At 45.8% G+C, this 21984-nt stretch carries 21 protein-coding genes, 1 tRNA gene and 1 riboswitch; of the genes, 15 read left to right on the top strand and 7 right to left on the bottom strand.

Translation table 11 applies throughout. From position 1 onward, the window contains the following. Window positions 1-11 precede the first annotated feature (11 nt). A complete protein-coding gene (locus tag HMPREF9469_RS16405) occupies window positions 12-1703 on the bottom strand; it encodes a sensor domain-containing diguanylate cyclase (RefSeq protein WP_007863844.1) in 1692 nt (563 codons plus the stop codon). Between the two features lie 238 nt (window positions 1704-1941). Between HMPREF9469_RS16405 and HMPREF9469_RS16410 the strand changes: the two genes are divergently transcribed. The 6 genes from HMPREF9469_RS16410 (at window position 1942) to HMPREF9469_RS16440 (ending at window position 7525) form a co-directional block, all read left to right on the top strand. Then, a tRNA-Trp gene (locus tag HMPREF9469_RS16410) sits at window positions 1942-2012 on the top strand. A 634-nt stretch (window positions 2013-2646) separates the two neighbouring features. Further along, window positions 2647-2910, top strand: a complete 264-nt coding sequence (locus HMPREF9469_RS16415) for a hypothetical protein (protein WP_007863849.1) — start codon at window positions 2647-2649, stop codon at window positions 2908-2910. After that, a complete protein-coding gene (locus HMPREF9469_RS33815; protein WP_007863850.1) occupies window positions 2900-3259 on the top strand; it encodes a sporulation initiation factor Spo0A C-terminal domain-containing protein in 360 nt (119 codons plus the stop codon). Before HMPREF9469_RS16415 ends, HMPREF9469_RS33815 begins: the two co-directional genes overlap by 11 nt. An 845-nt stretch (window positions 3260-4104) precedes the next feature. Then, window positions 4105-4992: a LysR family transcriptional regulator gene (locus tag HMPREF9469_RS16430; RefSeq protein ID WP_242827923.1), complete on the top strand. Its 888-nt coding sequence runs from the start codon at window positions 4105-4107 to the stop codon at window positions 4990-4992. 227 nt (window positions 4993-5219) lie between these two features. Beyond that, on the top strand, window positions 5220-6251 hold the full coding sequence (locus HMPREF9469_RS16435) for a uroporphyrinogen decarboxylase family protein (protein ID WP_007863852.1): 1032 nt from the start codon (window positions 5220-5222) through the stop codon (window positions 6249-6251). A 35-nt stretch (window positions 6252-6286) separates the two neighbouring features. Continuing rightward, a complete protein-coding gene (locus tag HMPREF9469_RS16440; protein ID WP_007863853.1) occupies window positions 6287-7525 on the top strand; it encodes an SLC13 family permease in 1239 nt (412 codons plus the stop codon). Between the two features lie 220 nt (window positions 7526-7745). Here the strand turns inward: HMPREF9469_RS16440 and HMPREF9469_RS33820 are convergent, their stop codons facing one another. Further along, entirely contained in the window at window positions 7746-8210 is a 465-nt protein-coding gene (locus tag HMPREF9469_RS33820) for a TspO/MBR family protein (RefSeq protein WP_007863854.1), read from the bottom strand. A 92-nt stretch (window positions 8211-8302) separates the two neighbouring features. Here HMPREF9469_RS33820 and HMPREF9469_RS16450 point away from each other — a divergent pair, with 92 nt between their 5' ends. Together HMPREF9469_RS16450 and HMPREF9469_RS16455 are read left to right on the top strand one after the other, a co-directional pair. After that, the gene (locus HMPREF9469_RS16450) at window positions 8303-8584 is read left to right on the top strand and encodes a DUF503 domain-containing protein (RefSeq protein ID WP_007863855.1); all 282 of its coding nucleotides are present in this window, start codon (window positions 8303-8305) and stop codon (window positions 8582-8584) included. A gap of 16 nt (window positions 8585-8600) precedes the next feature. Then, window positions 8601-9140 (top strand): RNA 2'-phosphotransferase, encoded by a 540-nt coding sequence (locus HMPREF9469_RS16455; RefSeq protein ID WP_007863856.1) that lies wholly within the window; start codon window positions 8601-8603, stop codon window positions 9138-9140. Window positions 9141-9220: 80 nt separating this feature from the next. Here HMPREF9469_RS16455 and HMPREF9469_RS16460 read toward each other — a convergent pair whose 3' ends face one another. The 4 genes from HMPREF9469_RS16460 to HMPREF9469_RS16475 form a co-directional block, all read right to left on the bottom strand. After that, window positions 9221-9397: a (2Fe-2S)-binding protein gene (locus tag HMPREF9469_RS16460; RefSeq protein WP_007863857.1), complete on the bottom strand. Its 177-nt coding sequence runs from the start codon at window positions 9395-9397 to the stop codon at window positions 9221-9223. A gap of 97 nt (window positions 9398-9494) precedes the next feature. Next, on the bottom strand, window positions 9495-9845 hold the full coding sequence (locus tag HMPREF9469_RS16465; RefSeq protein ID WP_007863858.1) for a cupin domain-containing protein: 351 nt from the start codon (window positions 9843-9845) through the stop codon (window positions 9495-9497). 20 nt (window positions 9846-9865) lie between these two features. Then, window positions 9866-11431: an autoinducer-2 kinase gene (gene lsrK, locus HMPREF9469_RS16470; RefSeq protein WP_007863859.1), complete on the bottom strand. Its 1566-nt coding sequence runs from the start codon at window positions 11429-11431 to the stop codon at window positions 9866-9868. Between the two features lie 29 nt (window positions 11432-11460). Continuing rightward, entirely contained in the window at window positions 11461-12375 is a 915-nt protein-coding gene (locus HMPREF9469_RS16475; RefSeq protein ID WP_007863861.1) for a sugar-binding transcriptional regulator, read from the bottom strand. Between the two features lie 365 nt (window positions 12376-12740). Here HMPREF9469_RS16475 and HMPREF9469_RS16480 point away from each other — a divergent pair, with 365 nt between their 5' ends. From HMPREF9469_RS16480 to lsrF, 5 genes are all read left to right on the top strand, one after another. Beyond that, a complete protein-coding gene (locus tag HMPREF9469_RS16480; RefSeq protein WP_007863866.1) occupies window positions 12741-14264 on the top strand; it encodes a sugar ABC transporter ATP-binding protein in 1524 nt (507 codons plus the stop codon). A 16-nt stretch (window positions 14265-14280) separates the two neighbouring features. Continuing rightward, window positions 14281-15300, top strand: a complete 1020-nt coding sequence (locus HMPREF9469_RS16485; RefSeq protein WP_007863868.1) for an ABC transporter permease — start codon at window positions 14281-14283, stop codon at window positions 15298-15300. Then, the gene (locus HMPREF9469_RS16490) at window positions 15297-16286 is read left to right on the top strand and encodes an ABC transporter permease (protein ID WP_007863869.1); all 990 of its coding nucleotides are present in this window, start codon (window positions 15297-15299) and stop codon (window positions 16284-16286) included. Before HMPREF9469_RS16485 ends, HMPREF9469_RS16490 begins: the two co-directional genes overlap by 4 nt. Before the next feature lie 112 nt (window positions 16287-16398). Further along, complete coding sequence (locus tag HMPREF9469_RS16495) at window positions 16399-17583, top strand: substrate-binding domain-containing protein (protein ID WP_007863871.1); 1185 nt, start codon at window positions 16399-16401, stop codon at window positions 17581-17583. Window positions 17584-17645: 62 nt separating this feature from the next. Next, on the top strand, window positions 17646-18524 hold the full coding sequence (gene lsrF, locus HMPREF9469_RS16500) for a 3-hydroxy-5-phosphonooxypentane-2,4-dione thiolase (protein WP_007863873.1): 879 nt from the start codon (window positions 17646-17648) through the stop codon (window positions 18522-18524). Between the two features lie 339 nt (window positions 18525-18863). Here the strand turns inward: lsrF and HMPREF9469_RS16505 are convergent, their stop codons facing one another. Further along, a complete protein-coding gene (locus tag HMPREF9469_RS16505) occupies window positions 18864-19412 on the bottom strand; it encodes a ferritin-like domain-containing protein (protein ID WP_007863875.1) in 549 nt (182 codons plus the stop codon). Window positions 19413-19699: 287 nt separating this feature from the next. Here HMPREF9469_RS16505 and HMPREF9469_RS16510 point away from each other — a divergent pair, with 287 nt between their 5' ends. Both HMPREF9469_RS16510 and HMPREF9469_RS16515 read left to right on the top strand, forming a co-directional pair. Further along, on the top strand, window positions 19700-20116 hold the full coding sequence (locus HMPREF9469_RS16510; RefSeq protein WP_416387858.1) for a peptidoglycan-binding protein: 417 nt from the start codon (window positions 19700-19702) through the stop codon (window positions 20114-20116). Between the two features lie 144 nt (window positions 20117-20260). Continuing rightward, window positions 20261-20357: riboswitch (purine riboswitch) on the top strand. A 140-nt stretch (window positions 20358-20497) separates the two neighbouring features. Continuing rightward, complete coding sequence (locus HMPREF9469_RS16515) at window positions 20498-21931, top strand: NCS2 family permease (RefSeq protein ID WP_265583669.1); 1434 nt, start codon at window positions 20498-20500, stop codon at window positions 21929-21931. Window positions 21932-21984 lie beyond the last annotated feature (53 nt).

The raw sequence follows: 21984 nt of genomic DNA on the forward strand, positions 1-21984 counted from the left end.
CAATTGCGGTTTCAGGCCGGGGGAGCATAGGAGAAACCGCCGTTGTGGGTTGCCTTGGCCCGATATAAGGCCGCGTCCGCTGCTTTGATCAGCTGGGAATAGCTGTCTCCCTGGCGGGCGGTAACAGCCCCTGCGGACAGGGTAATGGGAGGCATATTTCTCCGGGATGCCTCTGCGGCGATGGTATGATTGATATCATCAATGATCCGTTTGGCCACGGAATAGTCCTCTGTTTTGGACACGAATATGGCAAACTCATCTCCATGGAGCCGGGAGGCAAGGTCAATGGTGCGGATACGCCCAACGATCATTTGGGCGGACAGCTTGATGACTTCATCGCCAACGGAATGCCCGTAATTATCATTGATCGCTTTAAAGCGGTCTCCGTCCAGCATAATAAGGATCCCGGATTCGTCCTTTTCCATGGAATTCAGGTATTCTGCAACATTTTTCCGGAATGATTTAAAATTCATCATGCCGGTCAGGTCATCTATGGCAGCCGCCTTCTGGGCAACGGACAGGGCCAGTTCCAGGCGCCGCTGCGTCTGTCCAAGCTCTATGTATGCTGCTTTCAGTTCACGGCTTTTCCGGTCCTTGCTTATACGCCCAAGGATGTAGAAAAGGAGAAGTTCCAAAAGCAGGAGAGGGACCAGCCAGATCTGGACCGAGGACTTCAGCATGGAGGCCACGGGTACCAGGGTGAGGGAGTGGTAACCATTCCCGGGCTGAAGATATCCAAAGTAGGTGCTGTTCCCGGATTTTACGGTGAGAACCGTGGATGTTTGGTCCAAAAGATTGGACAGGCCGGCATCAATGCCTTTCCTGAAAGAGAGAAATGCTTCTGCGGACTGAATCTGCTCCTTTAGCTTTTCTGTCTGTGCGTCCGAAAGGCTGCCGGCAGCTGCAGGTATATGCTCCTGCTCCGGGCCGGCCTTTGTTTCTTCCGGGGAAGCCCCGGTTTCCGCTATGGAAGCCCCGGTTTCCTTTATGGAAGCCCTGGTTTCCTCTATGGAAGCTTTGATATCTTCCAGGGAATCCCAAAGGTTCCCTCCGAGATAGTCGGAGTTGGTGCTTCCGATCACGGTTCCGTTGTCATCAAAGATCATCATCTGCTCACGGTCATAGCTTACCAGGGAAGATACAAGATTCTGAATATTCCCCATTTTGATATCATAGGCAAAGACGGTCTGCTGATCCGGCTGAAGCTGGGAAATCGTGGACAGGATATAATGGTTGGCATAGCTCATGTATGGAGGAGTGAAGACAATGTCCCCCTTTCCTGCCGCGGCATCCTTGTACCAGGGACGCTCTGTGGCTGTATAGCCGGTGCTTTCATATTCAGAGTAAGGCGTGTCCCAGCTGTACAGATAACGGCCCTGATAATACATATAAAGGCCGTCAAAGGTATCCCCTTCAATGTCCAGCATTTCCGAGTCAATGGATTTTAAGTAGTCCAGGACGTCATCGGGATCACGGTTGTCCTCTGTCTCCCTGGCCATCATGTGGGAGAACAGCTGGAAGGAGTGGATATAATTATTCATGACCCCATCGATCTGGCGTATGTTTTCCTCACCATGAGCGGCCATGGCGTTTTGGATATAAAAGGATTCCTTTTTTCCCAACAACAGAATCGCAATAAGATTAACTGCCAGAAAAACAGCGGTATACCCGAAGCGTTTATTCCATTTCCCCATAATTTTCATGTTTCCCTCCGATAGACCTTCCTGCCTCTTTATGCGGTGACTCATAACTGATTTATTTTATAGAAATATCAAATCACCTGTCTTTCTAACTATATTAGCACAGAAATATAACTGTGTCATTGATGTTGTGAATTGTTTAGAATTGTATGTATAATTTAGTCGCTTATTTTTAAAAAGTGGTTGACACTTTTCAAAACATGTGGTATTCTAATTGAGGTTCGGAAATACAACAGACCATAGGGGAATAGTTCAATGGTAGAGCAGCGGTCTCCAAAACCGTAGATGGGGGTTCGAGCCCCTCTTCCCCTGCTGACTATTTTAACGAATAGCCCAACCCGAAGAAAGTCGAGAAGTCCTTATTTTATAAGGTTTCTGGGCTTTTTCTTTTTGCTTTTTTTCTAATATCACGTCTGTTACAGTCTTTGATTGTGGGGCAAAACTCCTTCGGACCCCAATCACCGTATTTTGGCGGCTGGCAGGGCAACGGATGGAGGCGTACTGGGTGTACGCCGACTGACGTTAACGCGGCCAGCCGCCAAAACACGGCGGTTGGGGCGTGTATCCCCTTGTCCACTGAGGGTAAATAATAATGAATAAAAAATAAATCCTTATGGGGCTAGAGAGAGATTCTTTTATGTTAAAATATTGTGATATAGGTATTGACTGACTGCATTTGTCTGATATCAATTAATTATATAGCAAAATTTTGTAAATATTTCATATATTGAAGGATATGAATCCAATAAATATGTTATAATCATTATAGATAAAATAATCACAATCTGGCAGAGTTTTAGAAAGTAACATATTTTATAAAAGTAAAATACTTAACTTATAAAAAGTAATATCACACATTGAAACCCTTCTGAAGCGTACCTCATGGCATATTTTTCCAATTAACGATATAATTTTTACATACTTGTAGAATGTAGGAGGAATCTTCATGAATGAGAAAAAGCTTATGTTTCAAGACTATTTAAGAAGTCAAATTCATATGTACCGTAACTTTCATGCTTTCTCTCAAGAATATATGGCGGAAGCCCTACGTGTCTCGCCGCGATCATATATTGATCAAGAACATGGAAAGTATGGATTTTCTGCCATGACATTGGTATACTATGTTTTTTTATTAACAGACGAAGAGATTCTGATCTTCTTCAAGGAGTTGAAAATTTTGATAGGAAGGAGGAATGGAGATGCTGCATAAACCCGTATTTGATTCTTCAGAAATACATACATTACTGACTCTGCTTGGAGCAGACTTGCATTATATCGGATATCGTTACACGGAATATGCTCTTTTGCTTATGAAAGAAGATGAGGAGTGCATACATTCTGTTACTAAATGTCTATATCCTGAAATCGCGAAACAGTATCAAACATCATGTAATTCGGTAGAACGAAATATTAGGACTTTATCGCAAGTAGCATGGAGATCTGAGCCACGCCTTCTTCAAAAACTGGCTGGTCATAGGCTAGATAGAAGGCCAACCTCTAGTCAATTTCTTGCAATACTTTTTGCGTATCTTAGTAGTTCAGGCAATTTAAAAATTTAAGCTTAATACTTATGGGGCAGTCGGTTAATACCGAATTCCGCCCCTTCCTTAAATCAAGTGCCTTTTACAAATATTTAAGCATACCACTTCCTGAATCGGAGCAGGTGAAGGCTCCTCTTTGGAAATCAACTCAGGGATTTCACAGCAGGCCTTCTTCCTAAGTCTACGGACCCGGTTGTAAAAGGTTTCCGGATGGATACCGTGCTCCTTGCACCACTGATAATCGGAGAAGCCACTGTTCATGCATTTGTATATAGGAATGTTGAGTTCGACAGGGCTCGGTGAAGAAAAGTCATTAATAGAATTAAAAATTGCAGATATAGAAGAATAGAACCTTATGATGGCTGGTTTTAGGAATCGTCATATTAAAAAATTGGAAAAGGACAATATAGGATTTGCCTAAAACAACGGGCAGAACGCCTTATATACAATGGAGTGATGAAGATGGGGGAAAGAAAAGAAGAAAAAATAAACGGTGTTATTTACAGTATACCTCCAAGTGCAAATTAAACCTTGGCTACAAATATCATCCGGATATCAATGATGGGGACATGACGGTCAAAAAGGATATTTACTACATCCATTGACGGCATATGAACTCAGAATCGAGGACATCCCCCGCCGTAATCCGCATAAAAGAACACAAGCCTTTCTCTTTACCGCAAAATGTGGTATAATAAAAGACATTAGGGTGATGTCGGTCATTGGCTCTGCGGATAGAGAATGACTGAAATCTCTCTTATATTCTATCTTTGAAATTTGGCGGTATTAAGGAGGTTGTGGTGTATTGCATTTGAAACACCATGCAAATAAATATGAATGTTGAATATTATAAAAATTTTATAATGATTGCTGATTACGGGACGTTGACTCAAGCCTCGGAAGAATTACATATTGTACAGTCCGCGCTGTCTAACCAGGTAAAGCTATTGGAAAAAGAATATAATGCTTCGCTGTTTATCAGAAAGTCAAAGGGCTTGGAATTGACGGAAGCGGGCAAGATCCTGTATCCGATCGCAAAGCAGATCGCACATTGTGAAGAAACCGCACACAGAGATATTGATTGTTTATTAAACGGGGTGATCGGAACCGTAAGGATCGGACTTACCATGGCCCATCCTGACCTTGTCCTTAATAATATCCTGACAAATTTTAAGATCGCCCATCCGCGGATCGGGTATAGTATTTTTGAACGGCCGTCTGAAGAAATCATAGAACTTTTAATACAGAATAAGATCGATGTTGGTTTTATCAGACAGCGTAAAGCCATGTCGCCGTTGGTCAGGAAAGAGTTGGTGATCAAGCAGAAGTTCCATGTCTGTTGCGCGAAAGGCAACCCGTGGATATCCGAGGATGTTGATAAGGTATCCATTCGGGATTTAGATAATATCCCTCTTGCCATTCCCAGAACATTTGAAAACGTTTTACGGTTATCGTTCCAAAAGTTTGGAGTTAACCCTAACATTACCTGTGTATCGGGTTCAAGGCTTTATACTGTTATGCTGGCGCAGGCCATGGCAGGCATTGGGATTGTCTGTATATCTGATGTGAAAGATCTGGCGGCAAAAGATGTCTTTGTACGTCCGCTTGTAGATATTGAAGGGGAAAAAAGCGGTGATGTCAGTGCTGACAGGCATGTTATCGTATCATCAGAGCATCCGCTGTCATCCGCCACCGCGCATTTTATCAGCTTTTGCAGGGAGATGATTGAAAATTCCCACCCCTCCTCCTAAAGCATTTTGATGCTTGTTTATGAGCTAAATCATCCTAAAATCTTACTAAATAATTTTCAATTAAAGGCAATGTTTTGTTGCCTTTTTTTGATATCTAATTTTTAGATACAATATATCTAATTTTTGTGATTCTAATTCGACAAAAATAGTGATATTATCTAATAGTAAATAAACAATCAACGCGGGTTTATTTGTGATATTAAAATTTTATGAAAGGGGGAAAGGGCATGTGGTCTAAAAAAGAAAGGCTGGAGGCAGTTTTAAACGGAGAGAAGGCGGATCGTGTTCCGGTATCTGCATGGAGACATTTTTTAGAAGATGAACATAGCGGAGCTGAAAGATTTGCAAATAAAATGCTTGAATTTCAGAATACATATGACTGGGACTATATCAAACTTCAACCCAGAGCTTCTTCTTTTTGCGAAGCATGGGGGCAGAAATACTCCTATGACGATTACATGGGATCGGTTGTTGCGCCATGTATAGACCCGTTGCTTCATGGGGATGAGAACCTTGGAAAAGAATTAGAAAAAATTGTTGAGCTGACAGGAAATGAGGATGTATTTCTTGAGCAGATAGACGCAGTGAAACAAGTGATCGCTGGGTCTAAAGGCACTCCTGTTTTCCATACGATTTTTTGTCCGGGCGCGGTGTTTGAAATGTTTTTTGGACAAATTGCTTCCGGAAGATATCGACCCACATCCAAGGAAGGCTTAGTGAGGGCGATTCAAGATTATCCGCAGCTTACCGATCAGGCTATGAGAAACATTACCGTTTCTTTGGCAAAATACGGGGAGAAACTGGTGAAAACAGGGCTCTACGGTATTTTTTATAGTTCGGCGGCACTGGCAAGAACTGGTTATCTTACAAAGGAAGAGTGGGAGCGTTACGTCAGAAAATATGATCTTATGCTGATCGATGCTTTAAAACCTGCGAAGATATGGGTTCACACCTGCGGAATTAATTCAAATCCTGAGTACTTTACCGACTATCCGATTGATATCCTTCACTGGGCGGAATCCGCAACAGGAAATGTAAAATTGGATAGCGCTAAAAACTGGATTGGAAAGATTACGCCAATGGGCGGCTGTGATGAACGGCTGTTCGGCCAAAATAAAGCATTAGAAATAAGTGCAATGGCCCATAATGCCATTGAAAGAATGAAAGACCAGCCGTTTATTCTGGGGCCTGATTGCTCCATCTCAGTCAATACGCAAGAGGATGAACTTAAGGCATTCCGCGCGTCTGTTGAGGACTGATCGAATCATTAAGATAGTAAGAGGAGGGTTATGTTATGTCTGTACAAGCAACTATCACCTGTGTGATTTTTGTTATCACCATATTTCTTTTAGTTTTTAAACCAATACCCATTATTATTACAGGAGCAATCATTCCTACCGCTCTTGCACTTTTCGGAATCATTAAGGCAGATACAGCCTTTGCTGATTTCACCAACTCCACATCCATTTTCATGATCTGCTTCTGTATCATTGGTTCCGCATTCTTTAAAACCGGGCTTGCTGATTTTCTTGGTACAAAGATCATCGGAGTTTTGGGAAAGAATGAAAAAGGATTGCTGGCAGGAACCGGTATTGTAGCCGGCGGACTTTCTGCATTCTTAAACGATACAGGCTCCACGGCATGCATGATGCCAATCGTTAGTTCTATGGCCGAGAAGGCTGGCGTTAAGAGATCCAGACTTTTACTTGCACTTTCCTATTTTGCTTCTTTGGGCGGATGTATCACTCTTGCAGGTACCACACCTCACATTGTTGCAAATGGTATTTTGAAGGATAATGGACTTCCTGAGTTTGCATTTTTTGAATATGCAAAGATCGGCGTTCCGTTACTGATTGTTGGTATCTTATACATGATGTTCGTTGGCGTTAAACTGCTTCCTGACAGAGATATCGATGTCAATGTGGACGGAACAAAAGATTACAACCTGAAAAAGATGCCTTACTGTGCAGCTATTTTCGTATTTACAATCCTTGCAATGGCAACCGGCGTTATTCCGATCATGCTTGCAGGCGTTATTGGTTCCGTGCTTGTTGTTTTAACAGGATGTATCACCATGGATGAAGCTATTAAGGCAATCCCGATCTCTTCCGTATTCCTTGTGGGAGGCGTTTTCCCAATTAGTAAGGCACTTGTCAGCACTGGAGCAGCTGAGTTCTTCGTAACCCAGTTATCACCTGTTCTTGCAGGCTTTTCTCCAATCGCCCTGCTTGGCGGTATTGCTGCCCTTCAGCTGCTGATCACTCAGTTCCTGATGAACTCTTCTGCAACTGTACTGGTTCTTCCAATTGCCCTTATGCTTTGCCAGGCAGCTGGTATCAATCCTCTTGCAGGCGCAATGCTTGTTAGTATCTGTGCATCTGGTGTGTTCGCATCCCCATTTGGTGCCGGAAACAACCTGATCGTTATGGAAGCTGGTGGATACAATATTCAGGACTTTATAAAATGCGGTTTCCCGTTAGTAGTCCTCTTTGGTATTGTTACAACTGTTCTCTGTGCGGTATTCTATCTGTAATTCATATTTGTGCGGTATTTGAATAATATCATAACGGATCATACTATGGACAGCAGGCTCATTGGAGCCTGCTGTTCTGCATATTGATAGTTGGCGGATTTTGTAGTATTCTTTAGGCAAAGCCTGTTTATAATTTTAAGGCGGGAGGAGATTGAAACTCCCCACCTTAAGATTATAGGATCTAAGCGGGGAGCATGGCAAGACGGTGCTGTAAAAAGTATTAATTCAATATCAATATGGATAAATTTAAGTAGGCGGCAAATATACACCATAGGAAATAGGGGATCTGTAAATAAGCAGCCAAAGGACTAACAATATAAAAATGCTTTATCATAATGGCTATTATATAGATTAAGGCTATGAGCCAAATAAAGGCAAACAGGTAAACTTTAAAATGAAAGAAGATTATGCTCCAGAAAAAATTAAAAAACAGCTGAATGCCATAAAGTAAAAATGCGTTTGTCTTATTGGGACGGCTTGAAGAATAGATGATATATGATGAAAATCCCATTAGGATGTAAAGTATGGTCCAAATGACAGGAAAGACAAATCCGGGAGGGCTTAAGGCTGGTTTGTTTAATGCGGCGTATGTTGACATATTTCCGCCTATTAACGCAGAGACGGCACCAACAGCCAGGGGGATAAGGATTGATATGATAAAAGCACTTCTATTTTGGATTTTCATACAATGGCATACCTCTTGCTTGTATTTAGCTAATTATATGCACCGGGGCCGTGGTTTATGAATTATGTTTTTGATGAACGAGGTGTAATCATATGATGATTCTGACAATAACGATAAAATTACATGCACCTTGGGTGCATTCGTTAAAAGAGAAGCGGATGGTAGTAAAAAGTCTGCTGGCAAAACTGCAAAACAAATTTAATGTATCAGTGGCGGAACTTGATGAACAAGATATCCATCAGATCATTGTTTTGGGGTTAGCTGGTATTGTTGCAAATAATGCCCAGGCAGACAGCGTTTCCGAGGCAATACAACACTTTGTGGATTCCAACACGGAAGCGGAACTATTGGAGTTTGATCGTGAAATACGTTAACTAAAGGAGAAAATTCATGAAAAGTAATGACCGATTAAGTGTATTTATAAGTCTGGTGCTTCGTCATCAACCGGATGCCGCAGGTGTAACTTTGGACGAACATGGCTGGGCAGATGTAAATGAGCTGATCCATGGCATTAATGGGACGGGCAGATTTATTGATCTGGATCTGCTGGAAAAGATTGTTCGGGAAGACAAAAAGAATCGGTATGGATTCGATGAAGGACATACGCGGATCAGAGCAAATCAGGGGCACAGCATTGCTGTGGACGTGGAGCTGAAAAAGATGCTTCCCCCGGATGTATTGTATCACGGAACAGCCACCCGATTCATGGAGAGCATAAAGACAAAGGGTTTAAAACCCATGAGCCGTTTATATGTTCATCTCTCAAAGGATTATGATACGGCCTTGAAAGTCGGAAAGCGCCATGGGGAGCCTGTGGTGATCAAGGTGGATGCAGCCGGAATGTGCCGGGATGGGGCTGATTTCTACTTGTCGGAGAATGGGGTTTGGCTTACAAAATATGTTGATCCCGGATACCTTTCTATTAATTAGATCCTGCGCTTAGCAGTTTCTGGAAGATAAGTGCCCCATGGAATTAATGGCAATTCCATGGGGGCACGGTCAAAGATGAATTATTCTGCCAACTCGTCAATGATCGCCTGGATATCATCAAGGCATCCGCCGCATGCGGTGCCGGCTCCTGTTGCTTCCTGTACATCTTCCAGGGTTTTGGCCCCTGCAGCAATGGCATCTTTGATCATGCCGCGGGTAACATCATTGCAAAAGCAAACGGTTTCATTGGGATCCATAAGACACACCTCCTAATAATGGTAGTATGTGCGGTTTGGATATGAATATGTATTGAAAGCAGGCTATATGTGAGCTTTCAGCAAAGAACACCCATTACTAGAATTTATAATCATCTATCTCCACTTTATCCGCTTCCTGGAACGGAGCCAGGGTGGAGATCATTTTCACGGTCTGCCCGTATGGATTGAAACAGTAGTGGACTTCCAACGGTTCGATGTGGATCAAGTCTCCCTGTTTTAAATGGTGCACGGTCCCGTCCACCACAATGTTGATCTCTCCTTCGAGTATAAAGAAGTCTTCCTCCATGATGTTGTGGTAATGTGCCTTGAAATCCTGGCCTGGCTGGAACTGGACTACAGCAAAATTCATTCTGGGACCTTTCATCAGGTACTTGGGGCCGCTGTCCCCGAAACGATATTCTTTTTCACTTTCATTTATAATAAACATTTTCTACTATTCCTCCTGTTTTATAATCCCGGGGCAGCCCACATACTCCTGGTCAGATCCTGGTTGCACAGATTCAGCTGAGCCTTATAAATTCTGCGCCATTGTTCATATAGTTCACAGTAGAGCTGATGATTGGCGGAATCCGGAACATAGGTGGTATCCCATTGCACCAGTTTTTCTGCTGCTTTTGACATGTCTTTATAGATGCCGGTCCCATAGCCGGCCAAAATCGCTGCACCCAGGGCGGTTGCTTCTTTGACCACCGGAACCTTTACCGGAAGTCCAAGAACATCGGATAAAATCTGGCACCACAACGGGCTCTTGGAAGCGCCTCCGGCAAAAATGATCTCCTCAGGCTGGTTCCCGGTTGCCTCGCGCACCAGGTCCAGATGGCCCTTGGTTACCATGGCTGTATTTTCCAGGATAGCGCGGTAGAAGGTATACTTTGAAAAACGTACCGGATCCAGCTCAAAGTTGGTAAAGGTTGGCGAGGCGTGCTTCCAGTTGATGAAGTTCATCACATCGGAGAATGCACACATCATACCGTAGGAGCCTGCAGGAATGTCCTTGGCGTACTCATTCATCACATCATATGGGTCCGTGCCCTTCAGCTTCGCAAGCTCTTTTTCCGCCTGGCAGAAGCCGTCCCGGAACCAGCGCATCACGAGTCCGGGTTTAAATGCCAGGGCTTCGTACTGCCATACATCCGGCACCGCATGGCAGTTGACCCGGACTCTGCATTCCTTGTCTGTTCTGCCGTCCGCTGTATTATATTCATACTGCCAGAAACTTCCGCCGAACACAGCCGCCTGGTTTGGCCTGACAACCCCTACGCCGATACAGCCCAGCTGTGCATCGCCGCCTCCTACGATCACAGGTGTTCCTTGGGCCAGCCCGGTCTGTTCCCCGCACTGTGCAGTCACGGTTCCGGCCCTGGAGCCGCATTCCCTTACTTCAGGGAACATATCGGTGCGCAGTCCGCAGCGTCTGGCAATGGAGGGATCCCAGGATCTCTTTTTAAGGCTGAATAGTCCGGTGGTAGAACCGTTGCTTGGCTCCACGGCCAGGATTCCGGTCATCTTATGGATCAGCCAGTCGTTAAACATTCCCACATATGCAATTTTTTCATAGACATCCGGCATCTTATTCCTGACCCATAACAGGCGGGGGAGGGCGTCCAGGGCGTAGGTCTGTCCGGATTCCATATATAATTCCTGTTCCAGTCCGGGATATGCCTTCTTTAGCTGGCTGACCTCATCCGTGCTTCTTGCATCCACATTGGCGCAGGCCCAAATTTCGTGTTCGTCCTTATCATAGAGTACAATACCCTCCCTCATGCAGGTGGTGGAGATTGCTGCAATGTCAGCCGGGGAAATGCCGGACTGTTCCAACACACCCCTGATGCATCCGCAGGTCAGCTTCCAGTTGTATTCCCAGTCAAAATCCATGCTGCCCGGGTATCTGGGATCTTCCCTGTGATCCCATTCCTGCTGTACACATGAGGTCTGGTTGCCCGCTAAGTCAAACAGGACGGCCCGGACGCTCCCCGTTCCGGCATCGACTGTAAGAAAATAATTCTTTGACATATGTAAACTCCTCCTTTACATTATCTTTTTCAGCTTAAATCAATCAGCTGCATGGCTGTTTCTTCATCTGTAATCAGTACATCCAGATATCCGCCCTTCAACGCTGCGCGGATGGCCTCCACCTTCTGAGGGCCGCCCGAAATCCCAATGACATTATTCAGACTTTTTAATGTCTCCAGAGGCGTGCTGAAAAGACGCTCTTCCACATCACTGTGAATCGGCTTTCCGTCTTTATCAATAAAGTGGGTCAGAATGTCGCCCACTGCCCCCTGCATGGAGAGATATAGGAAATCATTCTGATTTAAAATTCCGTTGGAAATGATAGTGGCATCATCGTTCATGGCTCCGATGCCGATCACTGTCATGGTTGCCAGGCGGACCATTCTTGCAATCTCTTCAATGGGGGGCTCGTTACGCATGGCTTTGCACATCTCCTTGGAAGAGACGAGAAGCGGCGCCGGATAGAGATAGAGCTTGGCATTGAAAATGTTGGAACGGATATTGGGCAGATAATAGCTGACTCCTCCTGTGAGGGACACCACGGAAATGGGCGACTCCGCAATGGTGGCCAAGTGGTTTAATACCCTGCTGGGGGTGTCTCCGTAGCCCATATTGATAAACATGTTTTCTGTCAGACGGTCCCCTATATACATAGCGGCTGCCTGAGCAATGGTTTCATTCAGATTGGAACCGCTTGGCGGAGTGGGAACCACAAAGATGTCCTTTAAATTCCATTGGGTGATCAGCTTCTGCTCGATCATCAGCTGCTGGCTCCGTTCCGGTGAAATTTTAAATTGAATCACACCTGTCTGTTTCGCCTTTTCCAATAGTTTGATGACTTTCATGCGGGATATGCCCAGTTTTTCTGAAATTTTCTGCTGAGTCATGTTTTCTATATAATAGTACCAAGCTGTTTTGACAATCAAGGAATCTTCGTAATCCATATCTGCCGTACGCACCTCCGATTTTTGTGTCGGTAGAAACAAATGTTTGATAATCGATAAAATGTTTCACCCTGTGATTAGTATATCAGAGCCAAATATGAATGTCAATATGAAATAGTATAGGAAATGTACATAAAATAGGGACAATAATCCACAAAAACATAATAATTGGCCAATATAAGACCTGATGGAGGTAAAAAATAAAGAAAAATATGCTTAAATAAAAGGGGCAAAACAGTGGGGGAAAGGGTTAAAATGCTTAAAACCCCTTGACAAACTTATATGGTTCCCGTATACTACAAGTGTTACAAATGTTTTTACTATAAACAAAAATATCAATAACAGGTGCGCTAAGGAGGATAAACATGAGTCAAGCAGAGACGTGTGATTCTAAGGAAGTGCTGCTTTCTGTCCGTGGCGTCTTTAAGACATTTGGTTTGAATGCAGTATTAAAAGGAATTGATCTGGATGTCGGCAAGGGCGAGGTGCTGGCTTTGATAGGAGGAAACGGTGCCGGAAAGAGCACCCTGATGAAGATCATCATGGGTATTTATCAGCCGGATGGGGGAGAACTGGTCATCGCAGATGAAAAGATCCATTCATTCAAGCCTTCGGTGATATTGGCCAAGGGCGTTTATATGGTACCTCAGGAACCTATGCTTTTTCCTAACATGACAGTGGAAGAGAACGTCCTCATTGGATTTAAGGAAAAGACAGGGACCTTGAGAAAGCGGCTGCTACAGATTATGGATGATATCGGATGGCACCTGGACCTGAACAGAAAGGCCATGAGTCTTTCCATAGCAGAACAGCAGCTGGTGGAGCTGCTGCGCGGACTTTTGAGGAATGCCAGGGTGCTGATCCTGGATGAACCTACCAGCGCGCTTACATTTGACGAAGTTGAGAGCCTCTTCAAGATCGTGGAAGATCTGAAGCAGAAGGGCATCGGAATTGTTTACATAACACACCGTCTGGCAGAAGTGTTTCAGATCGCCACCCATGTGGCAATTATGAGGGACGGAATTATCACATTAAAAGGGCGCGTATCGGACTTCACCAGGGAAATGCTGGTAAAGGGACTCCTTCCTCCCAATATGGATGTGGCGGATCTCAAAGATGGGAAAGGGGAGGAGAAAACCCTTAATTATGAGGGACTGAAGCCGGTGTTTGAGCTTCAGGGCTACACCGGCTATGGTTTTGAGGATGTAAACCTTAAGGTGTACCCGGGTGAGGTGCTGGGAGTGGCCGGGGTTGTTGGCGCCGGACGTACGGAGCTTGCCACAACCATATTTGGAAGAGACAAGGTTTTAAGAGGAAAGGCGATTCTGGATGGCAGGGATATAACAGGATGCTCCACCGCACAAGTTCTGGAGGCGGGAATCAACTATGTGCCTGAGGACCGAAGACTCAACGGACTATTCGCCATCAGCGATGTGGCTGCCAACACCACATCTTCCTTATTAAGAGATAAGAAGATGGGAGGATTCTTTCTGAACAAAAAAGCCGAGAAGGAAGTGGCCGGCCGATATATTGACGACTTCCGCATCAAGGTTACGGGGCAGGATCAGACAGCAGGAAGCCTTTCGGGAGGAAACCAGCAGAAGATCATTATCGGCCGTTCCCTTTCAACCAATCCCAAGCTGGTGATCCTGGATGAACCCACCCGTGGTATTGACGCGGCGGCGCGAGGAGATGTGTATTCCATTATTCATGAACTGAAGGCCCGGGGTGTGGCGATTATGCTTATCTCCTCCGATATGGAAGAAATCGTGGAGCTTTCGGACCGGGCGGTGGTCGTATTTTCCGGGCGGATCAAGGGCGAACTGACCAGGGCGGAAATCAGCCAGGCCAGCCTGATGGCGGCATCCTTTGGCGTGACAGAAGAATGAAAGCAGGTGGAGAGACATGAATCAATTGAAGAAAATAATGAAAACCCATGAAATGAGCAGTTTTTTATTTCTGGCAGCATTGATATTCATTGTAGGCTGTGTAAATCCAAGCTTCTGGCAGCCCACATCGATCCTGAACTGCTTTAATGACAGTGTGGTGTTTACTTTGCTGGCGGTGGGAAGCGCCTTTGTCATCCTGACAGGTGAGATCGATGTTTCGGTGGGCGCGACTCTGGGCATGTCGGCGGCAGTGGGAGCAACGCTGCTGAGGGACGGCTCCAACTGGGCCGTGGCCATTCTGGCAGCGCTGGCTATCGGAGCAATCATTGGATTTGTCAACGGGTTCGGAGTGTCGGTGCTTCAGATTCCATCCCTTATATTTACCCTTGGCGTCAATGGTGTTGTCCGCGGCCTGATTTACGTATTTACAAAAGGAGCATGGGTGGAAAACCTTCCCGCCGAATATACAAGGATGTCCAATACCCTGATCGCGGGACAGCTCACCACCTTTTATGCGGTGGCAATCCTGGTAGTGATCGCGGGGCATATGATTCTGACGCAGACTAAAAAGGGCAAGTATTTTATCGCGGTAGGGGATAACGCGGCAGGAGCAACCCTTGTTGGTATCCCTGCATCCCAGACGAAAATCACAGCATACATAGTAAGCGGAGTTTTTGCGGCAGCGGCCGGCATGATCTACACATCGCGTATCGGCTTCATTACGCCCACCGCGGGCAACAGCTACGAGATGAAAGCCATTGCGGCATGTGTTCTTGGAGGGATCAGCCTGACAGGAGGCCAGGGCAGCCTGATCGGCGCGTCCATCGGCGCAATCATTATGTCTTCTATCAGCAGGATCCTTGTATTCCTGGGGTTTTCTTCTGACTATGACAATACCATTACCGGAATTCTTCTCATTACGATCGTGGTGATCAATACAGTGACACAGAACAGGGCCATCCTGAAGAACCGGCACCAGATTCTGTCTGCGAGGACAGCGATGGGCGCTGATAAAAAAGGAGGAGTTCAGTCATGAAAAAGGCGTTAAAAAGCTGGGAGACCGTCCTGATCTGTATTCTGGCCCTGGAGTTCATAATATTCGCAACAGCCAACAGTAAATTTCTGATGCCCCGTGTACTGTTCGGAAGCATCAATGATATGATATCCATCTGTATCATTTCCTTATTTGTTACCTTTGTCATGATTACTGGAGGAATTGATATTCAGGCTGGTTCCATTGTAGGACTGACCTCCATTGTTCTCGGTGTATCCTGGCAGGACTGGGGACTTAATATCTGGGTTGCGGCAGGGCTGGGAATCATAGTTGCAGCGCTGTGCGGTGCTCTGTCCGGATATTTTGTGGCTTACTGCGGCGTACAGCCCATGGTGGTCACACTGGGCGGAAGCTTCCTGTTTTCTGGTCTTGCGCTGCTGGTATCCAATTTGTCGGCCACTGAAAGCTATAAGGGGATCAACGGGTTTCCCGACAGCTTTATCAGGATTACCAAGTTTAAGTTGTTTGGGGTCATACCCAACCAGGTGCTGATTTTTCTGGTGCTGGCAGTTATTGCCTACATCCTTTTGCATAAGACGAAATACGGACGACAGATTTTCTTAATTGGCGTAAACCAAAATGCGGCGGAGTATTCCGGCATCAACAGCAGGCTGGTGATCATGAGCACCTATGTGTTGTCGGCCATGAGCGCGGCGGTGGCAGGTATTGTCCTCACCTCCTATCTGGGCACTGCCAAAAGTGATATCGGAGCAACCCTGACCATGCCTATCATTACAGCCGTGGTGCTGGGAGGAACCTTGAGCACCGGGGGCAAGGGAAGTGTTCTGGGAACTGCATTGGCAGCGGTTGTGATCGGAGTATTAAGATTCGGGCTCCCTCTCTGCTTCAAGGTAAGCCAGCAGTACCTGGATATTCCCGTTGGACTGATTCTTCTGGTGGTGGTGGTTGGCCGCTCTCTGGTCAATAACCAGAAGGTGATCGCCATGTTCCGCAGGAAGAAATTGTAACAGCGCGGACAGCGCATCTTCTTTGATACGAAGAGAAGTATTATGGGAACGGAATTTCCCTGAAAATACGATAACAATCACAATTATAAATAATTTAAGGAGGAACAATGTTATGAAGAAAAAATGGTTATCAGTGGTTCTTGCAGGAGCAATGACAGTTTCACTGGCAGGCTGCGGCGGCGGTACTGCTACCACGGCAGCGGCGCCCGCAACAGAGGCAAAGACAGAAGCGGCAGGGAGCAAGACGGAGGAGGCTCAAGCGGAAGACGGCAAGACAGAGGCGGCAGCTCCCGAAGCAGGCGCAGATGTTGCAGGCAAGACGGTTGCCTTTGTTCCAAAACTGACAGGAAACGCATTCTTTGAGTCCGCCAACAACGGTGCACAGGAGTATTCCAAGGGTTGGGGCTTTACCGTTGACTACCAGGGCAGCGCCAATGCGGCGGTTGCAGACCAGGTTAACGTGATCAACAACGCAGTTGCCAGCGGCGTGGATGCGATCTGTATTTCATCCGTTGACGCAACCGGACTGGACTCCGCGCTGACAGAGGCAAAAGAGGCCGGCGTTACCGTTGTTACATGGGATTCGGATGTTTCCGATACAGCACGTACCCTTATGGTCAGCCAGGGAACACCGGATCTGTTAGGTAAAATGCTGGTTGATATGGGTGCTGATTCCCTGACCAACCGCGGCAAAGATACTAAAAATGATACCATCAAATATTGCTGGCATTATTCACAGGCAACGGTTGCCGATCAGAATTCCTGGCAGGTAGCAGGCGAGGCCTATATCAAAGAAAACTTCCCGAACTGGGAAAATGTAGCTCCTGACAATTATTATTCAGAGCAGGATGCAGAGAAGGCGGTTTCCATCGGCGCATCCATTCTGGAAGCACACTCTGACATTGACCTGATCATCTGCAATGACTCCACCGCCCTTCCGGGACAGTGCAAGGCAGCTCAGAACAAGGGACTGACCAAGGAAGATGTTACAATAACAGGCTTTGCATCACCTATGTCCATTAAGGATTACTGTGCAGCCGGCGTGATCGAGCAGTGGGGACTGTGGGACTGCGGCGTACAGGGCGCAATGGGCTGCTACCTTGCAGCTTACCTTGCAGCAGGCAATGAAGTACATGTAGGCGACAAGATTAATATTCCTGACATCGGTGAGGTAGAAGTTATGCCAAATGACAGCCTGGTTGAGGGCGCATCTACCGCAGAGGTAAATAACGGTGTTGTATTGCTGCCGGAACGCACTGTATTTAACGCAGATAATATGAATGATTATAACTTCTAAGTTAAAAATGAATCAAAATTGTATGAACTTATAGGAGAAGAATTGGAAGGAGATTTCTGGTTATGGCTGATTTGGAAGGTGTAAAGGTTGCAAAGGATTACCACGTGGATGTACCCTTTGCAAATAACGATGGCTTCTATGTTAAGGGAGCAAACAACCTGGATTGGGGAATGAAAAAACATTTGTCCAATATTTTTAATCCCAAAAGCGGGAACACGGTTATGTTTGCCTTTGACCATGGATACTTTATGGGGTCAACTGCCGGACTGGAGCGTCTGGATCTGGTGATTCCTAAGCTGATTCCCTATGTGGATGTACTTATGGGGACCAGAGGCGCTCTGCGCTCATGCGTGACACCGGCGTGCGGCAAGGGCATTGCCCTTCGTTCCACCTCCGGCTCCTCTATGCTGAACGATGACCTGTCCCATGAAATTTTGGCGGTTGATATTGAGGACGCGATCCGTATGAATGCAGACTGTATGGCGATCCAGACCTTCATCGGCGCCGATGGACAGCTGTCCAGTATTGAGAACCTCTCAAAGGCGATCAATCTGGGAATGAGATACAGTATCCCTACCATGGGCGTTGTGGCCGTGGGTAAACAGATGGAGCGCACGGACCGCTTCTTCAAGCTGGCGACCAGGATTGTTGCTGAAATGGGAGCCAACATCATTAAAACCTATTACTGTGAAAACTTTGAAGAAGTTGTAGCGGCATGCCCTGTTCCCATCGTAGTGGCAGGCGGCAAGAAGCTTCCGGAGAAGGAAGCCCTGATCCTGGCTTACAATGCAATCAGCGGCGGAGCACACGGCGTGGACATGGGAAGAAACATTTTCCAGAGCGCCCACTCCCTGGAGATGGCGGCAGCAATCGGAAAGATTGTGCATGAAGGATTTACGGATAAAGAAGCATACGAATTTTTTGAGGATGCAATCCACTAGAAGTGTATTTGGAACGTACTTTCTGGCAGATGTGCGGAAGAATTGATTCAGAAAGAACTGATTCAGAAAGGCAGGCTGTGTTTTTTGCCTGCCTTTAATTTATAATTTAATTTATAATTTAATTTATAATTTAATTTATAATTTAATTTATAATTGAATGCTTTACTTAACAGCCTAATTTCTTTCATTCATTTGTAAATGCAGATAATTGCAGTGGTCTAAGCGTTAAAATCGTATTTTGCGGAGTTTCCATACCAGGCTGCAACTCCGCAAAATTCTTACGGCCGGTATAACAGAAATATTCAATGTCTTCTAATATGGATTGCCTTAGGAATCCTGTTAACAGATGGGCTGCTCAGGTATTTGAGATAAAAAATCACTGAATATTTTGTGATGCAGTTTCTCATCAAGGGACAGCCTTGCAAGCATTTTGGAAACATGGGGATCGTTGATTTCTTTTGCCTGGGCTGCGTATGCCTGGGCTGCGAACTGCTCTGATTCAGCATTTTTTGACAGCAAAGTCCGAAGGTCACAGTCATAGTCCACCATGTTGCCGCACCAGTACGAGCCAGGTTCCAGAGAACGGCATTCCGGCCGGCCGCCGAGAAGAGCGATGAGCTGCCCGATGATTGTAAAATGATGCTGTTCCACCACGGCAATGCGCTGGATCACGCGCCGGATGGTCCTGTAGTCATTGCTCAGGGTCCAGGACTGGTACAGATACTGGTGTACGGTCGTCATTTCGCTGGCGGCAGAGGCAAGGTCCGGCGTGAGGATCTCTGCATATTGTAAGTTCTTTTTTGCAACGGCAACCGGGGGATACCAATTGGAATGTATAACTGGAAAAGAATCCGGATTTGCGAGGATACTGTATTGGATACGATTCATGGAACATCCTCCTGAAAAGGGCAGGTTAGGTGATTTAATAAACTTTATGAGAAAGGATGATAGGATAGAACTGTTTTTATAGAGGTTCTCACCCAAGGGAGAAGCCTTCCCCATCAAGATATAGTCGTAATATCGACTATAAAAATACTTCAAACACATGGTTACATATTTTGACAGTTTCGGTATAATTATGCTATATACAGTAACTTGTTTTAAAATATTAAAAAAAGGGGCGGGAGAATATGAGGAATATAAGAAACAAAATCATTGCAATGGGCCTGGGGATCATGGTGGCCGGAACATCGGTAAGTTACATCAATACATACTCGGTCATCACCGCAGAAGCGCACTCGGGAAGGACTGATTCCAACGGAGGCCATAAGGATAATAAAAATAAGAGCGGCTTGGGCTCCTATCATTACCATTGCGGAGGACATCCCGCACATTTACATACGGGCGGCGTATGCCCTTACGCCTCTGATTCCGCCGCTGCATCGGGCGCTAAGTCGGCTTCCTCATCGGACAAGGAGCTTGTGAAAAAGGTGCAGCAGGCCCTCAATGACAAAGGGTATGACTGTGGAGAAGCTGACGGCATAGCGGGCACAAAGACAAAGGAGGCCGTCCAATCCTTTCAGGAGGACAATGGACTCACCGTTGACGGAGTGATCGGTGATCAGGTAAAAGAAGCATTGGGGATTGAGTGATAAAAGAAGGTAATCCGGCGTAATTCCTTCTGAAAATCATAAAAAAACGCAAAAAATATACAATGTGCACAAAAATAAAGTGATTTATTGATAAAAAGGCAAATGGACTAAAAAACTTTTAGGATATATAATTATTTTTGTATTAAAAAATAATGCTATTCACTATGTATATCCTGAGAATTGGCTCAGAGTTTCTACCAACTACCGTAAAGAGTTGACTACATGGCTTTTGTAGTTGGCTCTTTTTTTGGTAATCAGGTATTTATTGGTGGAGGGGAGTGGAAACGAAAAGCCAATGAGATTCCGGCTACAAGGCAGGGATAGCGGCGTTGGACTGTTGATACGCTCAGAAGGTTGATACGTTCAGACAGAAAAAATGATATGGAGGACATAGTAGTGAAACAAAAGGCAGACTTTGCAGACAGGTTTTTCGGAATATCTCAAAGCCGTTCAAGCATTAAAACGGAGGTTCTTGCAGGAATCACAACGTTCATAACCATTGCCTACATTCTGATTTTGAATCCGCAGATCTTATCTGACCCGTACGTGATCATGGGGGATCCGGTCATGGCGGAGAAAATTGCAAATGGTGTATTTATCGGAACATGTATCGGGGCGTTTATCGGAACCGTGCTCTGCGCACTGTACGCAAAAGTTCCCTTTGCCCAGGCCCCGGGCATGGGACTGAATGCATTCTTTGCATATACGGTTGTGTTGGGAATGGGATATACATATGGGCAGGCCCTTGTTATTGTATTTCTTTCAGGTATTTTCTTTATTGTGATCACAGCGATCGGCCTGAGGGAGGCGATCATCAGATCCATTCCCGATGCGGTCAAGATGGCGATCACACCTGGGATCGGATTGTTTATCACCATTATCGGACTGAAGAATGCGGGTATTATTATTTCAAACCCGGCCACCCTTGTCAGTCTGGTGGATTTTTCACAGTGGAAGCTGGAGGGAGCGGATATGATGCTCATCAACGGCGCCCTGACTGCCCTGATCGGACTGATCATAATGGGGATCCTGCATGCGAGAAAGGTGAAAGGCTCCATTCTTTTAGGAATTGTAGCCGCCACGCTGATTGGAATACCTCTTGGTATCACCCGCCTCTCAAACCTGGATATGAACATCGGGGTGAAATTCAGGGATTTTGCAGAGGTTTCCTTTATGAGAATGGACTTCACGGGCTTATTTGCAGGAACCAATTTTATGGAAACCGTATTTACAGTGACTATGCTGGTTATCAGTTTTTCACTGGTGAATATGTTTGATTCCATCGGAACTTTGCTGGGAGCCGCCCGGCAGTCCGGAATGATCGATGAAAACGGTGAAGTCATCAGGATGAAACAGGCCCTGATGTCAGATGCTGTCTCCACCCTGGCAGGCGCTATGGTTGGAACCTCTACCGTGACGACCGTGGTGGAGTCCAGTGCGGGAATTGCAGTGGGAGGAAGAACCGGGCTCACAAGCCTTGTGACAGCGTTTATGTTCCTGGGATCCATCCTTTTTGTTCCCATTGTCAGCATTGTCCCGGCAGCGGCAACCGCGCCCGCCCTGATCTTTGTCGGCATTCTGATGCTGGGTAATATCAGGGAAGTGGACTTCAGTGAGATGAGCAATGCCCTTCCGGCATTCTGCACTATCGTATTCATGCCATTTACCTACTCCATTGCAAACGGTGTGGCATTCGGCCTGATCACTTACTGCCTGATGAAGCTTATGACCGGCAGGAAGCAGGATGTAAAAGCCCTGACGCTGGTGATATCTGTGGTATTTGTGGTCAGATACGCATTTATGACATTGGGCTAATCAATTGTTATCGGGAACTGGCATAGCTGCGGTTATGCCAGTTTTTCTTGTTT

This window comes from [Clostridium] citroniae WAL-17108 (genome assembly GCF_000233455.1).
Taxonomy (GTDB): domain Bacteria; phylum Bacillota; class Clostridia; order Lachnospirales; family Lachnospiraceae; genus Enterocloster; species Enterocloster citroniae.

Excerpts from the sequence above, each read along its gene's own strand:
- HMPREF9469_RS16405 (WP_007863844.1), bottom strand. The coding sequence starts at position 1,703 with ATGAAAATTATGGGGAAATGGAATAAACGCTTCGGGTATACCGCTGTT.
- HMPREF9469_RS16415 (WP_007863849.1), top strand. The coding sequence starts at position 2,647 with ATGAATGAGAAAAAGCTTATGTTTCAAGACTATTTAAGAAGTCAAATT.
- HMPREF9469_RS33815 (WP_007863850.1), top strand. The coding sequence starts at position 2,900 with ATGCTGCATAAACCCGTATTTGATTCTTCAGAAATACATACATTACTG.
- HMPREF9469_RS16430 (WP_242827923.1), top strand. The coding sequence starts at position 4,105 with ATGATTGCTGATTACGGGACGTTGACTCAAGCCTCGGAAGAATTACAT.
- HMPREF9469_RS16435 (WP_007863852.1), top strand. The coding sequence starts at position 5,220 with ATGTGGTCTAAAAAAGAAAGGCTGGAGGCAGTTTTAAACGGAGAGAAG.
- HMPREF9469_RS16440 (WP_007863853.1), top strand. The coding sequence starts at position 6,287 with ATGTCTGTACAAGCAACTATCACCTGTGTGATTTTTGTTATCACCATA.
- HMPREF9469_RS33820 (WP_007863854.1), bottom strand. The coding sequence starts at position 8,210 with ATGAAAATCCAAAATAGAAGTGCTTTTATCATATCAATCCTTATCCCC.
- HMPREF9469_RS16450 (WP_007863855.1), top strand. The coding sequence starts at position 8,303 with ATGATGATTCTGACAATAACGATAAAATTACATGCACCTTGGGTGCAT.
- HMPREF9469_RS16455 (WP_007863856.1), top strand. The coding sequence starts at position 8,601 with ATGAAAAGTAATGACCGATTAAGTGTATTTATAAGTCTGGTGCTTCGT.
- HMPREF9469_RS16460 (WP_007863857.1), bottom strand. The coding sequence starts at position 9,397 with ATGGATCCCAATGAAACCGTTTGCTTTTGCAATGATGTTACCCGCGGC.
- HMPREF9469_RS16465 (WP_007863858.1), bottom strand. The coding sequence starts at position 9,845 with ATGTTTATTATAAATGAAAGTGAAAAAGAATATCGTTTCGGGGACAGC.
- lsrK (WP_007863859.1), bottom strand. The coding sequence starts at position 11,431 with ATGTCAAAGAATTATTTTCTTACAGTCGATGCCGGAACGGGGAGCGTC.
- HMPREF9469_RS16475 (WP_007863861.1), bottom strand. The coding sequence starts at position 12,375 with ATGGATTACGAAGATTCCTTGATTGTCAAAACAGCTTGGTACTATTAT.
- HMPREF9469_RS16480 (WP_007863866.1), top strand. The coding sequence starts at position 12,741 with ATGAGTCAAGCAGAGACGTGTGATTCTAAGGAAGTGCTGCTTTCTGTC.
- HMPREF9469_RS16485 (WP_007863868.1), top strand. The coding sequence starts at position 14,281 with ATGAATCAATTGAAGAAAATAATGAAAACCCATGAAATGAGCAGTTTT.
- HMPREF9469_RS16490 (WP_007863869.1), top strand. The coding sequence starts at position 15,297 with ATGAAAAAGGCGTTAAAAAGCTGGGAGACCGTCCTGATCTGTATTCTG.
- HMPREF9469_RS16495 (WP_007863871.1), top strand. The coding sequence starts at position 16,399 with ATGAAGAAAAAATGGTTATCAGTGGTTCTTGCAGGAGCAATGACAGTT.
- lsrF (WP_007863873.1), top strand. The coding sequence starts at position 17,646 with ATGGCTGATTTGGAAGGTGTAAAGGTTGCAAAGGATTACCACGTGGAT.
- HMPREF9469_RS16505 (WP_007863875.1), bottom strand. The coding sequence starts at position 19,412 with ATGAATCGTATCCAATACAGTATCCTCGCAAATCCGGATTCTTTTCCA.
- HMPREF9469_RS16510 (WP_416387858.1), top strand. The coding sequence starts at position 19,700 with ATGGTGGCCGGAACATCGGTAAGTTACATCAATACATACTCGGTCATC.
- HMPREF9469_RS16515 (WP_265583669.1), top strand. The coding sequence starts at position 20,498 with ATGGAGGACATAGTAGTGAAACAAAAGGCAGACTTTGCAGACAGGTTT.